The sequence below is a fragment of the Stenotrophomonas sp. SMYL89 genome, from assembly GCF_036319985.1.
In the GTDB taxonomy this organism is placed as follows: Bacteria; Pseudomonadota; Gammaproteobacteria; order Xanthomonadales; family Xanthomonadaceae; genus Stenotrophomonas; species Stenotrophomonas maltophilia_Q.
On sequence record NZ_JAWIRW010000001.1, the window covers coordinates 46,205 to 60,762 of the forward strand.

The following is a 14,558-nucleotide window of genomic DNA, read 5'->3' on the forward strand; positions in this document are numbered from 1 at the left end:
GACTTGTCTGACATGGAATTGACGCGTGGTTGTGCGACCCTGTGCATGCCGTTCAGAAATGTGTGATGGATGGCAGATGTTGTAGAGCAGGGTGGCCAGGAGTTTGTGCCATGAAACATGGATGGTTTCGACGTTGGTGAGGTATGCGGGTGTGTCGCCGGGAGTGTCTGGCGGCCCCGCGACTTGGTTGGCAGCCGTTGGCTGCAGGGGAGCCGGAGTGGGTGTGCTGCCAGTCAGTGCGTCGCTCCGATTCCGGCGTGCGCGACGCAGCGCCGGACGACCAGGGGACCAATGCTCGGGACTGCTTTTTCGTACGTCAAAGTGAAGCCCGTATGAATCAGGCGTTTATCGCGAAAATGTCCATCGCCGCAGTGGCGGCGTTGATGGTGGCCGGTTGCGCCACCAAGTCCGCTCCCGATTTTGGAGGCCGCTGGAAGCCGGTGAACCGCTTTGCTGCGGAAACCACCGAGATCCCGCTGTACTCCAGCTACGTCTACCAGGCCTCGCCGATGGATGGCACGCTCAAAGCCATGCTCGAGCGCTGGGCCAAGGATTCCGGACGCACGCTGGATTACCGCCTGAGCTCGGACTTCACCCTGTACGGCGCGGTCTCCAACATCGGCACCACCAACGCTCAGCAGGCCGTGATCGATCTGACGGCGGCCTATGCAGCGCAGGGCATCTCCGTCTCCATCGTTGGCAACCAGATCGTTGTGCAGAGCGCTGGCTCGACGCCGACCGCGTCGGCACAGGGCGCTGATTCCAACAGCGGCACCTGAGTCCACCTCGAAATCATCGAACGTGCCGCTCCCCGCGCCTGTCGCAGGGGTGCCACGCCCATTGATGTTTCAGCAGTACGGAAGAATCCATGTTCCGCAAGAAGGATCCCGGCAATAGTCCCAAGGTCGAGCAGTCGGTCGCCAAGGCGGTCAGCTACGAGATCACCGTGGCCGACATGGCGCGTCGTAGTGAGCGCCGTGCCTGGTGGGTCGCCACCGGCTCATTGCTGATGTCGCTGGCACTGGCTGGCGGCTACTACTACATGCTGCCGCTGAAGGAGAAGGTGCCCTTCCTGGTGATGGCCGATGCCTACACGGGTACCGCTACTGTGGCGCGCCTGAGGGGTACGTTCCAGGGCGAGACGATCACCACCAATGAGGCGGTCAACCGCAGCAATGTCGCCCAGTACGTGCTGGCGCGCGAGTCGTACGACTCCGCAGTGATGGGGTTGCGCGACTGGGAGCTGGTGTTCGTCATGTCCAGTGATGCCGTCGCCGCAAGCATGAAGCAGCGCTATGCCAGCAACAATCCGCAGAATCCGTTCGTGATGTACGGCCGGGGCAAGGCGATCAGGGTCAAGATCCTCAGCATTACCCCGCTGGGCGTGCAGGCGAACGGCAGCTTCCGTGGCGCGTCCGTGCGCATCCAGCGCAGCCTGCTCGACAAGCGCAGCGGTGCATCGACCTATCTGGACAACCAGCTGGTCACCATGCGCTTCCAGTACAACCAGAATCTGGCGCTCTCCGAACAGGACCGCGTGCTCAATCCATTGGCGTTCCAGGTCACGGAGTACCGTGTCGACAACGACTATGCGCGCGGCGTGCCCGTGCCGGATGACGGTGCCATGCAGCAACAGGCCCAGGATGCTGCGCAACAGGCACAGCTCGCTGCACAGCAGGCGCAGGGCATGTACGTTCCGAACAATCCGGCCGCTGCCACCATGATCGATCCCGCCACCGGTCAGCCTGTCGCAGTGCCGGCCAGTGGGCAGATGCAGCCGATGCAGGGTGCGCCCATGCAGGGGCAGCCGGTCCAGGGGCAGCCGATGCCGGGGCAGGGCGCGCCGGGACAGCCGGCAATGATGCCGGCACCGAACCATTCCACCGGAAATGCTGATGGAGCAAGCAACCGATGAGTAGTCGAAAAATCAGGGGAAGCGCGTGGGCGCTGCTGTCGTTGCTGTCGCTGGTGTTTTCCAGCGCGGCGATGGCGCAGGCAGTTGACCACTACGAGTATGAGAAGGACCGCATCTACCCGGTTCGCACCGGCCTGGGCCTCACCACCCAGATCGAGCTGAGCCCGAACGAGAAGATCCTCGACTACAGCACCGGCTTCAGCAGCGGCTGGGAACTCACCCGTCGCGAGAACGTGTTCTATCTCAAGCCGAAGAACGTCGACGTCGACACCAACATGATGGTGCGTACCGAGACCCATTCGTACATTTTCGAGCTGAAAGTCGTTGCCACCGACTGGCGCCAGCTTGAGCAGGCCCGTCGCGCCGGCGTGCAGTACAAGATCGCCTTCGTCTATCCGAATGACACTGTGTTCGGGCCTGCCCAGGCAGCGGTCGAGGAAGAGGCGCAGCCGCTGCTGAGCACCGAGCTGGCCAAGGACCGCCAATACAACTTCAACTACTCCTATTCGACCAGCAAGGCGAAGAAGATGGGGTGGCTGATCCCGGTCAACGCCTACGACGATGGCCGTTTCACCTATCTGAAACTGCCCAACTCGCCCGAATACAAGACCGGCATCTTCCCGGCCGTGTTCGGTCGCGAGAAGGAGTACGGCGAGGATTTCGTGGTCAACACCACGGTTGAGGGCAATACGCTGATCGTGCACGGGACCTACCCGTACCTGGTCATCCGCCACGGCGACTTCGTCGTCGGCCTGCGAAGGAATGTGAAGAAATGAGCCAGCAGAACACTCCCGGCAACGATCCAAATCCGTCTCCGTACGGGCAGGGCCCTGCGGCTCAGGAGCCACCGACGAACCCGTATTATGGGCATGCGCAGGCCGAGGCAACCCCGGACCTGGATGCCAGTGCCCCGCAGCTTCGCTCTGCGGAAGAGCAGCGCTTGAACCGCAAGGCGCTGTTGTTCCTCGGCGGCATCCTGGTGTTGTTGCTGGCCATGGGCTTCCTGCTGCTGCGCAAGGGCAAGGAAGACGCTGAAGAAGTCAAGGCGCCGCCGCAGGTTGCACGTTCGAGCACCCCCGACCTGCCGATCATTGCACCCTCCGCGATTCGCGAGGCCGCCCGGGAAGCCGCCGAACCCATTCCGATGCTGCCGCCACCGCCGCAGGAAACGATGGGCCCGACGTTCATTCCTCGTGCCGAACCCGAGCGCGAGGTCGAGCGTGGCCCGAGTCTGCTGGATCGCCGCATTGCCGGTAGTGGTGGCGCAGGCGTGGGCACGGGCGATGCTGGCGGCCAGGCCGCAGCAGGGGACAACGACGATCCCTACATGCAGGCCACGTTGGCTGCGCTGCAGGCGCAGAACGGCAATGCTCCGCCGGCCAAGGTGCGCCGCGGGCCTGACGTGGAGGATGTGTCCAATGCTTCCTACATCCGCAGTCCCGATGCACTGCTGGTGCGTGGCACTTATCTGCGTTGTGTTCTCGAGACCCGCATCATCACCGATCTTGCAGGTTATACGTCGTGCCTGTTGACCGAACCGGTGTACTCGATCAACGGCCGCAGCCTGCTGCTGCCCAAGGGGTCCAAGATCTACGGTGCGTACGGTGGTGGTCCCAAGGGCAAGCGCGTGGAAGTGATCTGGGATCGCATCACCACGCCCAATGGCATCGACGTGGCCATGTCCAGCCCGGGCGTGGATCAGCTGGGTGGTGCCGGTCATCCTGGCCAGTACAGCGCGCACTGGGGCAGTCGCATTGCATCGGCGCTGATGATCAGCCTGATCGCCGACGCCTTCAAGTACGCCGCAGCCGAGCATGGCCCGGAGTCGACGACGGTTTCCAGTAATGGTTTTGCCGTTCGTTCGCCCTATGAAAGCGCCACCGCGCGCACGATGGAGCGTCTCGCCAACGAAGCCCTGACCAGTTCGAATCGCCCGCCGACTGTCACCATCAACCAGGGCACCGTCGTGAACGTCTACGTCGCAAAGGACGTCGACTTCACCAACGTGCTCAACCCGCGCCGGTAACCCGAAGAACAACCATGGACGCCGAAGTGTCACCCCTCGCCCTCGTTTCCAGCGACTTCCTGCGCTATCAGTACGAAGTGCTGGGCATCGCCGAGTACATGACATCCCCGGAAGTGACGGAAATCTGCATCAACCGTCCCGGTGAGCTGTACCTGGAGACCCGGGCGGGGTGGCAGCGGGTGGAGGTGCCGGGCCTGACGTTCGAGCGGGCCCGGCAGTTCTGCACCGCCGTGGTGAACGAAAGCAACACCGGCCAGCGCATCACCGATGCCGATCCGGTCGTCTCGCTCACCTTCCCGACCGGGCAACGTGCGCAGTTCGTGATTCCACCTGCCTGTGATGCCGGCAAGGTCTCGATCACGATCCGCCTGCCGTCCAAGCACACCAAGTCGCTCACCCAGTACCACGAGGATGGCTTCTTCAACCAGATCCTGGAACAGGATGGCAGTCTGAGCGAGCAGGACCGCGAGCTGCTGGAACTGCGCCAGCAGCGCGAGTACGCAGAGTTCTTCCGTCGTGCGGTGATGTACCGCAAGAACATCGTGGTCTCCGGTGCGACCGGTAGCGGCAAGACCACCTTCATGAAAGCGCTGGTCAATCATATCCCGGACAACGAACGCCTGGTCACGATCGAGGACGCGCGCGAACTGTTTCTGACCCAACCCAATGTGGTGCACCTGCTGTACTCCAAGGGTGGGCAGAGCACCAGCAATGTCAGCGCAAAGAGTTGCATGGAAGCCTGCCTGCGCATGAAGCCCGAGCGCATCATCCTGGCCGAGCTGCGCGGTGACGAGGCGTTCTACTTCATCCGCAACTGCGCATCGGGCCACCCGGGCTCGATCACCAGTTGCCATGCCGGTAGCCCGGAGCAGACCTGGGACCAGCTGGCGCTGATGGTGAAGGCCTCGGCCGAGGGTTCTGGCCTGGAGTTCAACGTCATCAAGCGACTGTTGATGATGACCATCGACATCGTCGTGCATATCAAGGCGCATGCCGGCTCGCGCTACATCACCGGCATCGACTTCAATCCTGGGCGTGCCCAGGGGCAGGAGGGCTGACCAATGCTGCCAGGACTGGAAATGATGGCGTGCCCGGAAATGGCCGTCTCGATGGACGTGATGCAGCACGTCATCAACGTGGAATCGTCGCGCAACCCCTATGCCATCGGTGTGGTCGGCGGCGCCCTGGTGCGCCAGCCCAAGGCCCTCGACGAGGCGCTGGCCACCGTTCGCATGCTGGAGGAGAAGGGCTACAACTTCTCCATCGGTCTGGCCCAGGTCAACCGCTACAACCTGGGCAAGTACGGGCTGGATTCCTACGAGAAGGCCTTCCAACAGTGCCCGAACCTGCAGGCTGGTTCGCGCATCCTCGCCGACTGCTACAAGCGCTCCGGTGGTGACTGGGGCAAGTCGTTCAGCTGCTACTACTCGGGCAACTTCGAGACCGGCTTCCGTCACGGGTACGTGCAGAAGATCTACGACTCGATCCGCCGCGGTCAGCAGGTCGCAAGCAATGGCGTCGCGCCGATTGACGTGGTCAGCCGTGGCGAGCGTCGGGTGGTCAGGGTCGAACATCATCCGCAGACAGTCTCGCCGGCCCAGACGCGCATCGTCGCCCAGAGCAGTGCGCCGGTGTACGTACCGTCCAATGACCCGGCCCGGGCCTACACCGTCTACCCATCAACCGGTGCGATGGCCCGCAGCAGCCTGCTGAACATCGCCGACCAGGCGGTATCGCGCGTGGTGCTGGGTTCGGTCGATCGAATGATGCAGCCACAGGCGCAGGGCGGAAACGACATGCCGCAGCAGGCTCCGCAGCAGTATCAGCAGCCTGGTGCGGCTCAGGGTGGGGCAGCCATGCCGCAACAGCTGCCCGGGATGGCTGCTGGCGCGAATGCGCCGGTGATGCTGCGCCCCTGGAACGAGCGCAACGCGCCGGCAGCGGACACCCAGAATTTCTACAACGCACCGGCACCCCGTGCGCCGGTGCAGCAGATTCCCGCAGGGGATGCGGCCTTCGTGTTCTGACGAAGTCGTGGTGCGACCGGTCCCCCGGCTGGTCGATTCAGTTGTGTTAGTCCATCAACAAGGAAATCAATCCATGAAGCGATTCAATCTCGACCTCGTCCAGGCCCAGCGCACGCTGAAGACCATGCTGATGGCCGTCGCATTCGCAGGTGCTGTGTTCGCTCCCCAGGCCCTGGCAGGCGGTACCGACTTCGGCGGCACCGATGGCAAGGTCTGCGGCTTCTTCTCCAACATCAACGGCCTGCTGAACATGGCCTCTATCGCCGTGGTCACGATCGCCGTGATCTTCGCCGGTTACCAGATCGCGTTTGCCCACAAGCGCATCGGTGACGTGGCCCCGATCCTGATCGGCGGTGTGCTGATCGGCGCGGCAGGCCAGATCGCGCGCATGCTGCTCGGCAAGGAGGCTGGCAGCTGCGACAAGGTCGGTGGTGGCGACGGCGCTGGCATGGCGTTTGAAATGATCAAGCACGCCGTCCAGTACTACAGTGCATAAGAACGTCCTGTTCCGGGGATGCACGCGCCCAGCGATGTTCCTGGGCGTTCCCTACCTGCCATTTTTCATGGTGGCGGGCGGGTTGTTGCTGCTGAGCATGTACACGAACTTCTGGTTTCTGCTGACCATCCCGGTGGCCATCTTCATCATGCGGCAGATGGCCAAGCGTGACGAGATGATCTTCCGCCTGCTGGGCCTGCGCCTGATGTTCAAGCTCAAGGTGCGCAACGTGCAGGAGCATGATGGCATGTGGGTGTTCAACCCGAATCACTACCGCAACAAGCCAGCCCCCAGGGATTGAGGGCTGGATCCGGCCAGGCGGGCGTTGAACGCCCGCTTGGCCAACTCCGCATCTTTGCCGGCAGTACCTTTTGGAAGCAGTCGTATGTTCAACCCAGATACCTCCATCAGCGAATTCATCCCCTTGTCGTCGCACGTGGCTCCGAATGTGGTGAAGACCACGGGCGGCGACTACCTGTTGACGTGGCACCTGGAAGGGCTGCCGTTCGTGGGGCGCGAAGAATGGGAGCTTGAGCATCGGCACAACACGTTCAACCGGTTGCTGCAGACGCTGCGCGCGCCGGATTTCGTCAACGTTGCCTTCTGGGTGCATGACATCCGGCGCCGTCGCACGCTGAAGGGAAAGAGCTACTACAAGCAGCGCTTCAACCAGGACGTGTCCGACCAGTACATGGGCATGCTGTCCTCTCAGCGCATCATGCAGAACGAGCTGTACCTGACGATGATCTATCGCCCGGTGGTGGCGGGAAAGCGCTTCGTGGAGAAGTCCGCGAACGTGGACAAGCTGCGCGCCGAGCAGGAGCAGGCTGTCGAGAAGCTGATGGAGCTGGCCGGCAACGTCGAGGCGGTGATCCGCGACTACGCGCCGTACCGGCTCGGCATGTACGAAGCCAAGAACGGCGTGGTGTTTTCCGAAACGCTGGAGCTGTTCGGCTACCTGATCAACCGCATCGATGAGCCGGTGCCGGTACTGTCGGCGCCAGTGAAAGACTATCTTCCGGTCAGCCGGCACATGTTCTCGGCCAAGACCGGCGATTTCGTGATCAATACGCCCAATGGCGTCAATCATTTCGGCGCGATCCTGAATATCAAGGAATATGCCGAGGGGACCTATCCGGGCATCCTCAATGGTCTGAAGTATCTGGACTACGAGTACGTCATCACCCATTCGTTCAGCCCGATGGGGCGCCAGGACGCATTGAAGGTGCTGGACCGGACCAAGGGCATGATGATCTCCTCGGGCGACAAGGCGGTCAGTCAGATCGTCGAACTCGACCAGGCGATGGATCATCTGTCGTCAGGCAACTTCGTGCTGGGCGAATACCACTTCATCATCGCGGTGTATGGCGACAGCCAGGCGAAGCTGTCGCAGAACGTGGCCTCGACCCGTGCCGAGCTGTCCAACGCCGGTTTCGTGTCGACCAAGGAGGATCTGGCAGTTACCTCGTCGTTCTATTCGCAGCTGCCAGCCAACTGGCGCTTCCGCACGCGGCTGGCCAACGTCAGCTCGCTGAATTTCCTCGGTCTGTCGCCGCTGCACAACTTCGCCACCGGCAAGCAGCACAACAACCCGTGGGGCGACTGCGTGACCACGCTGCAGACCACCAACGGCCAGCCGTACTACTTCAACTTCCATGCCACCCATCCATCCGAGAATTCGCTGGGTGAGAAGGCGATCGCCAACACCATGGTGATCGGCAAGTCCGGTACCGGCAAGACCGCGCTGATCAACTTCCTGCTCAGCCAGGTTCAGAAGTATGAGCCGTCACCGACCATCTTCTTCTTCGACAAGGACCGTGGTGCGGAGATCTTCGTGCGTGCCTGCGGTGGCAATTATCTGGCTCTGGAGAACGGTGCGCCGACTGGCTTCAACCCGTTCCAGTGCGAGAACAACGAAGCGAACGTGCAGTTCCTGGCCGACCTGATCAAGGTGCTGGCCGGCAAGCGCGAGTACAGCGCCCGCGAGGAAGAGGACATCTACCGTGCGGTGGAGAGCATGCTCGATACGCCGATGCATCTGCGCAGCATGACCAACTTCCAGAAGAGCCTGCCCAACATGGGCGACGACGGCCTCTATGCGCGCATGCGCCGTTGGACTTCGGGCAATTCGCTGGGTTGGGTCTTCGACAATCCGATCGATACGGTGGATCTGAGCAAGGCCAACATCATCGGCTTCGACTACACCGACATCATCGACAACCCCGAAGTGCGCGTGCCGGTCATCAATTACCTGCTGCACCGCCTGGAATCGCTGATCGACGGTCGACCGCTGATCTATGTGATGGACGAATTCTGGAAGATCCTGGACGGCGAGGGTGGCCTGAAGGAGTTCGCGAAGAACAAGCAGAAGACCATCCGTAAGCAGAACGGCCTGGGCATCTTCGCCACGCAGAGCCCGGAAGACGCGCTGAAGAGTGATATCTCCGCTGCCCTGATCGAGCAGACCGCCACGCTCATCCTGCTGCCGAACCCGAACGCCAGCAAGAGCGACTACATGGATGGCCTGAAGTTGACCGAGGCGGAGTTCAAGGTGGTCACGGCACTGGACGAGCGCTCGCGCTGCTTCCTGGTCAAGCAGGGCCATGCTTCCAGTGTCTGCCAGCTCAACCTGCGTGGCATGGACGACATCCTGTCGGTGATCTCGGCCTCGACCGACAACATCGACATCATGCATCGGGTGCTGCAGACGGCTGCAGTCCGCAATCGGATCACTGTGGACGAACTCACGCCGGAACAGTGGCTGGAGGACTTCTACAAGAACCGAAAGGGCTCTGGTAAAGCCAAGGCCTCTGCCGAAACCGATGCGGCTTGAAAGCCCTGGATCAGACAGCGCCGAATGAAATCCAATCCCCTGGAGAAGAACATGAGCATGACATCCCGAAATCACAAGCGCCACCGCGGTCTGCGTCAGAAGCGCCTGGCAGCCATCCTGCTGGGGAGCATGGTCATGTTCTCCACCACGTCGGTTTCGGCCGGTGGTTACCCTGTCTTCGACCTCAGTAATCTCATGCAGGCACTGAAGGACTTTGCCCAAGGGAAGGCGCAAATGAAGGCTGACGGGCTGGAGTACGCGGCTCAGGTAACTCGGTGGAGAAGGACGTTCCAGGAGTACCAAAATGCGCTTGTCCAGATCCAGGGCATGATCAACAACTTCGGCTTGCCGCCAGGCGCCACATTGGAGCGGGTTCCAGACGACTATATGGTCGCCGACCTCTGCCGTACGTCGGCGGGCTTCAGCGCTGGCAGCCTGCTGAAGAAGTTTGTGCTGGATACCTCCGGTGATCTCTACGCGCAGCAGCAGCAGCTGTGCGTCAACATCCAGATGATGGAAAACCGGAAGCGCAACGAGACGGTGGATTTCATCGAGAAGACCATTCCCAGCATCAACGCGTCGTTGTCTGAGATCATGGGCTGGAGAGGCGGCGCCGATGGCAACCTTGCGGGAACTCTTTCGGCCGTGAACAGCGACTCCCTGCGTACGGCAAACGATATTTCCAAGCTGCAGCAGGAGTGGGAGGCGCGCATGCGGTCCTACGACGCCTATCAGGAGTCAATGAAGGCCAATCAGCGCGTGCTGGCGCGCGTGGCATTGAAGGGCAAGCCGGGCGTCATCTCGCAGCTGGTCAAGACGGCTGCATTGGAAGGCGCTTTGCACATCGACTGACGTCGCTTGGGGCAGGTGCATAGGCACCGGCTCCATGAGGTTGTCCGGTAGGGATACATCAAGGGATTGCGGAAATGATCAGGTCGATTGCCAATTTTGATTTCAATGGCGGATTCCAGGATTTGATGGGGCACGTTGCACGTGTCCAGTCGATCGGGGATTTCGTGTTCTTCAAGTTCATCTTCGACTTCCTGCGAAAGAAGATAAACAAGTTCGGCATCGACATGATGGGGGAAATGATGCAGTGGGTCGGCGGCATCGCCCTCACGCTCATGACCCTGTGGGTGCTGGTGCAGGGCTTCCGCATCGTGACCGGCCGCAGCCGGGACTCAATGATGGTATTGGTGACCAATATGGCGCGTGCGGCGTTGATCGTCAGCGCGGCCACCACGATGGGCGCTTTCGGCACCAACCTGCAGAGCTTCCTCACCCACGACGTCAAGGCAGAAATCACGAAGGTCGTGACAGGCTCGAACGAGTCACCCGAAGCTCAGATCGACAAGAGCCTGGCATGGATGCAGGTGGCGCTTTCCAGTATCGACGCCATCCAGATCATGAATGACGGGGAGCTGCTGGAGGACAAGAAGCGGGCACTGTTCTTCATCGGCATGGGCACCGCAGGTCCAGCCATCACCGCTGGTGCGATGCTGATGCTGTATGAAATCGCCATGGCGCTGTTCATCGGCTTTGGCCCTCTGTTCATCCTCTGCCTGTTGTTCGACCAGACCAAGCAGTTGTTCCAGCGTTGGCTGTTCTACGGCATCGGCACGATGTTCTCCATGGCCGTACTTGCAGCGATGGTCTCCATTGCACTGGATATGGTGGTACGTGTAGCGGCCACTTTCTGGACCACAGCGCTGGTGCAGGAGTTCATCCTCAAGGAAAGCATGTCCGACGGCATGACCAGCCAGGCAATGCAGCAGGGAGGCATGGGCCTGATCCTCACCGCGTTGATCCTGACTACACCCCCAATGGCAGCGATGTTCTTCCAGGGTACCCTGGGCACCTTCATGGCATATTCGCAGATAGGCGGTGGTGCCAGTGCCTCGCCGAGTGCCGATGGTCGTCCGCCGGGCATGTCGGCTCCGCCGCCGGCGCCGTCGGGAGATCGTGGCTCGGTGGGGGCGCCTGTCGCAGCAACCTCCCCTGTTGTCAATAACGCGATTGCTCCGACTCAAAGCCCAGGTATGCGAGGGAATGCAACAGGTCAATGAGTTGTGAGACTGAGGCGCCGTGAATTTTCAGAGATTCAAGACAATGGCCGATTTCAAACCTCTACGCGGTAATCCGGCGTTCGTGATTCTGACGCTGCTGTTTGCTGCATTCCTCGTTGCCAATAACGCCAATGCGGAGGGCCGATGCCCGTCCGGCCAGTATCCCATCGGCGATCAAGGGGTGGGGGGGTGTGCCCCCATCCCTGGAGCGGGGGGGAGCGCCCGTGGGGCGGAACCCGCTGGCCAGTGGCATAAGACGTGGGGTGCCATTGCTTCCTCGCCCAGTACGAACGAAGCAGGCGTGGCGACAGGGAGGGCGACGAAAGAGGATGCAGAGCGTGTCGCTCTCGAGGGATGCGGCATGCACGCTGCTCGCGACTGCCGAATACTCATCGCGTACCGAAACCAGTGTGCCGCTTGGGTCGTTCCTCAGAGCCAAGGCAATGGGGCGCGTGGTGGCGTTGCGAGCGGTCAAGACTTGAAGGAAGCCATTGCGCAGGCACAAAAGATCTGCGTGGATCCGGCTGGAACGCAATGCAAAGTCGCCTACTCAGCGTGTTCTGAGCCGGTCTATGAGGCGTTCTAGCTAAAGGATCCTGACAGCCAGTACTTGGAGCGTGTTGATTGCTCAGGGCAACGGCTAGGGCAAGCTTCGACATGCCGACGTGAAGGCGATATTGGTGCGACGGCGTCTATTTGATCGACAGTAACTTGCTGTGCCCCGGCTCTATTTCAACTGGGTGATTTACTTCAGTCGAGCCTGCGCTGATGCACAGTCTGACGCGATTGACCTTGAGCGTTCAGCGTGGCTACGCGACCATGGTGCTTGCCGAGCACTCCGGTTGGAATCGCAGAGTTCTCCAATGATCAGGTGCCCGGCCAGCCTGGGCCTTGTCTGCTCTGCGAAGCCTTCCCAACCCGGGAGGCAAGTTTGGGCAACGATCGTCTGCTCAGGCCGTCCCGCCTCTCACAATGGGCAGCAAAGGAATGAGTCTCCCCATGAAACGAATCCACCTCGCTTTTCTCCCGTGCCTGCTGATTGCAGGCCTGCTGCCGTTCACCGCGCTTGCCGAAGGCAACTGCCCGCAGGGCATGTATCCCATCGGTGGCCAGGGTGTACAGGGCTGTGCGCCCATTCCGGTGAGCAGCTCAGGATCCCCGTACAACAATCGCCCCAACTGGGCGCAGACCGTGCGCGGCGTGGCGATGGATGCCCGCGGCGATACCTTCATCAGCAACTCGATGCGCTCGCGGGGCAAGGCAAAGCGTGCATCCATGAAGGAGTGCAAGGAGTTCGGGAAAGGCGAATGTACGTTGGCGACCCTGTTCCAGGCCCAATGCGTGGCGGTCGCTCACGCGGGCCTGGGCACTGAAACCACCAGCGTTGCCACCGCCATGTCCGAACAGGGGGCGGTCATTGTCGCGATGCAGCAATGCAACGCGAAGGCGGTATGGAAGCGGCTGCCGCAGGGACAATGCGGGATCGCCAGAACGGCCTGCACGGCGGATCTGTTCATCAGGTAAGGCGCCATTCACGCTAAGCCCAGTTTTCTGCGATCAATTCCGCTTTTCGATTTCCTCGGTCTTCGACGCGGCAGAACGCTTCGCGGGGAGCTCCCCGACAACGATCGTCCGCTCAGACCGTCCCACCTCTCACAATGGGCAGCAAAGGAATGGGTCTCCCCATGAAACGAATCCACCTCGCTTTTCTCCTGTGCCTGCTGATTGCAGGCCTGCTGCCGTTCACTGCCTCGGCCGAAGGCCGCTGCCCTCCGGGCCAGTATCCAATCGGTGATCAGGGTGTCGGTGGGTGTGCCCCGATACCCGGTGCGCAAGGAGGCGAATCGGGCACGCCCATGTCAACGGGCGTTTGGCAGAGGCGATGGGGAGCCATTGCTCAGGATGTTTCCGCGCGTGAGCCGGGAAGCTACAGGCCCAGAGGAGCAGCCGTTTCCCAGAAGTCGAAGCGTGTGGCACGTTCGCTCGCGGTGGACGCGTGCAGAAGCGACGGTGGACAGAAGTGCCAGGTCTGGATCGCCTTCCGGGATCAGTGCGTCGCCATTGCAGATCCCGTTGGAACCCTTGCCCCTGGCGCAACCAGTGTCGTGAGGACTGCCGGTAGCGAGGTCCTTGCCCGTTCCGGTGCCACGCGGGAGTGTCGAGAGAAGCTTGGCCAAGCATGTGAGATTGCCTATTCGGGATGTAGCCTGCCCTGAGGGCACTTTCCTTGAGTGAGGTGGGGCAACGATGATGCGTTCATCGAATTCAGGTGCTGTAGTTTCGGCGGGTTGGTGACTGTTCACGATAGGCCCGCTTTTTGTGTGATCAATTGCGCTTTTCTTTTTGGGTCCCCTTCGACGAACGGTGCTTCCTCGAAGTAAGCTGCGTGCGCGTCAAAAGTCCGGCGCGTCGGTGCAATCGAGCGCAGGAGCTTTTCCGTCCATGAGGACTCTGACGACCCACCGTGCGGGCGACGCTCATGACCATCGAAGCCCTCGCAGGGCCAGGGCTATCATCCGCTTTGGCGGGCATCGGGACGGGTCGCGTACTGCGCGGTGTCCCGGCCGTTGCATGGATACTGGCAAGACGGCTTGGAAGGAGTTGCAGGGGATGGAGAAGGGGAGTGGCACGCACATGGACAATGCCCTGGCGTTCGTTCCGTCCGGCGCGAACCTGCTGGAAGCGGTACGCGGCGATCTCACCGGCGATGGCATCGAGTATCAGCTGCTGGTCATCGACCAGCCGACACCGGAAGGGCTGGTACCCGGCCAGCACGGACCGAACCGGGTGCTGCTGTTGCTGCGCGGCGACGGGCGCGGGCGCTGGCAGCTGGCCGCGCGCAACGACAAGCTGGTGCCGTGCTCCACCCGCGGCGGCATTGCAGGCGATCCCTTCGCCTACGTGACGATCGAGGATGGTGCCTTCAGCGTGATCACCAACGGCGGTAGCCGAGAGCGCTGGAGCAGCACCTACCGGTTCCGCTATGCGCCTGCGGACAAGGCCTGCTGGGTGGACGGGGTGAGACGCAAGGTCGTGGATATCGAGACCGAAGCGACCAACATCCGGGATTACTCGGTGGCGGAACTGGGCAGGGTGCGGTTCGAGGACTTCGACCCGTCCAGTGTCGCCGAGGTGTCGCTTCCATGAGCCAAGCTCCAACCGGCGGAAGGGAATCCGCGCTGATGAAGATTCAGG

At 61.5% G+C, this 14,558-nt stretch carries 13 protein-coding genes; all 13 read left to right on the forward strand.

The features are described 5' to 3' along the window. Positions 1 to 332 precede the first annotated feature (332 nt). The 13 genes from V3B41_RS00235 (at position 333) to V3B41_RS00295 (ending at position 14,510) form a co-directional block, all read left to right on the forward strand. Positions 333 to 779: a hypothetical protein gene (locus tag V3B41_RS00235; protein ID WP_049429685.1), complete on the forward strand. Its 447-nt coding sequence runs from the start codon at positions 333 to 335 to the stop codon at positions 777 to 779. Between the two features lie 89 nt (positions 780 to 868). Then, positions 869 to 1,915: a type IV secretion system protein gene (locus V3B41_RS00240; protein ID WP_049429684.1), complete on the forward strand. Its 1,047-nt coding sequence runs from the start codon at positions 869 to 871 to the stop codon at positions 1,913 to 1,915. Beyond that, positions 1,912 to 2,691: a TrbG/VirB9 family P-type conjugative transfer protein gene (locus V3B41_RS00245; RefSeq protein ID WP_033833167.1), complete on the forward strand. Its 780-nt coding sequence runs from the start codon at positions 1,912 to 1,914 to the stop codon at positions 2,689 to 2,691. The genes V3B41_RS00240 and V3B41_RS00245 overlap by 4 nt, the downstream gene beginning before the upstream one ends. Then, a complete protein-coding gene (locus V3B41_RS00250; protein WP_049429683.1) occupies positions 2,688 to 3,941 on the forward strand; it encodes a TrbI/VirB10 family protein in 1,254 nt (417 codons plus the stop codon). Before V3B41_RS00245 ends, V3B41_RS00250 begins: the two co-directional genes overlap by 4 nt. Before the next feature lie 14 nt (positions 3,942 to 3,955). Then, on the forward strand, positions 3,956 to 4,999 hold the full coding sequence (gene virB11 / locus V3B41_RS00255; protein WP_033833165.1) for a P-type DNA transfer ATPase VirB11: 1,044 nt from the start codon (positions 3,956 to 3,958) through the stop codon (positions 4,997 to 4,999). 3 nt (positions 5,000 to 5,002) lie between these two features. Then, on the forward strand, positions 5,003 to 5,968 hold the full coding sequence (locus V3B41_RS00260) for a lytic transglycosylase domain-containing protein (RefSeq protein ID WP_049429682.1): 966 nt from the start codon (positions 5,003 to 5,005) through the stop codon (positions 5,966 to 5,968). A gap of 73 nt (positions 5,969 to 6,041) precedes the next feature. Then, complete coding sequence (locus V3B41_RS00265; protein ID WP_033833163.1) at positions 6,042 to 6,464, forward strand: TrbC/VirB2 family protein; 423 nt, start codon at positions 6,042 to 6,044, stop codon at positions 6,462 to 6,464. Next, positions 6,457 to 6,765, forward strand: coding sequence for a VirB3 family type IV secretion system protein (locus V3B41_RS00270; RefSeq protein ID WP_012480639.1), 309 nt, complete (start codon positions 6,457 to 6,459; stop codon positions 6,763 to 6,765). Before V3B41_RS00265 ends, V3B41_RS00270 begins: the two co-directional genes overlap by 8 nt. 84 nt (positions 6,766 to 6,849) lie before the next feature. Continuing rightward, positions 6,850 to 9,297, forward strand: a complete 2,448-nt coding sequence (locus V3B41_RS00275) for a VirB4 family type IV secretion/conjugal transfer ATPase (RefSeq protein ID WP_024958424.1) — start codon at positions 6,850 to 6,852, stop codon at positions 9,295 to 9,297. Positions 9,298 to 9,321: 24 nt separating this feature from the next. Beyond that, positions 9,322 to 10,149 (forward strand): hypothetical protein, encoded by an 828-nt coding sequence (locus V3B41_RS00280; RefSeq protein WP_329859557.1) that lies wholly within the window; start codon positions 9,322 to 9,324, stop codon positions 10,147 to 10,149. Between the two features lie 74 nt (positions 10,150 to 10,223). Further along, positions 10,224 to 11,363: a type IV secretion system protein gene (locus V3B41_RS00285; protein ID WP_049448488.1), complete on the forward strand. Its 1,140-nt coding sequence runs from the start codon at positions 10,224 to 10,226 to the stop codon at positions 11,361 to 11,363. Positions 11,364 to 12,362: 999 nt separating this feature from the next. Continuing rightward, positions 12,363 to 12,887 carry a DUF4189 domain-containing protein gene (locus V3B41_RS00290; protein WP_295548729.1) on the forward strand — a complete coding sequence of 175 codons (525 nt, stop codon included), beginning with the start codon at positions 12,363 to 12,365 and terminating at the stop codon, positions 12,885 to 12,887. A 1,086-nt stretch (positions 12,888 to 13,973) separates the two neighbouring features. After that, complete coding sequence (locus V3B41_RS00295; protein WP_295548727.1) at positions 13,974 to 14,510, forward strand: hypothetical protein; 537 nt, start codon at positions 13,974 to 13,976, stop codon at positions 14,508 to 14,510. The last annotated feature ends 48 nt before the right edge of the window (positions 14,511 to 14,558 follow it).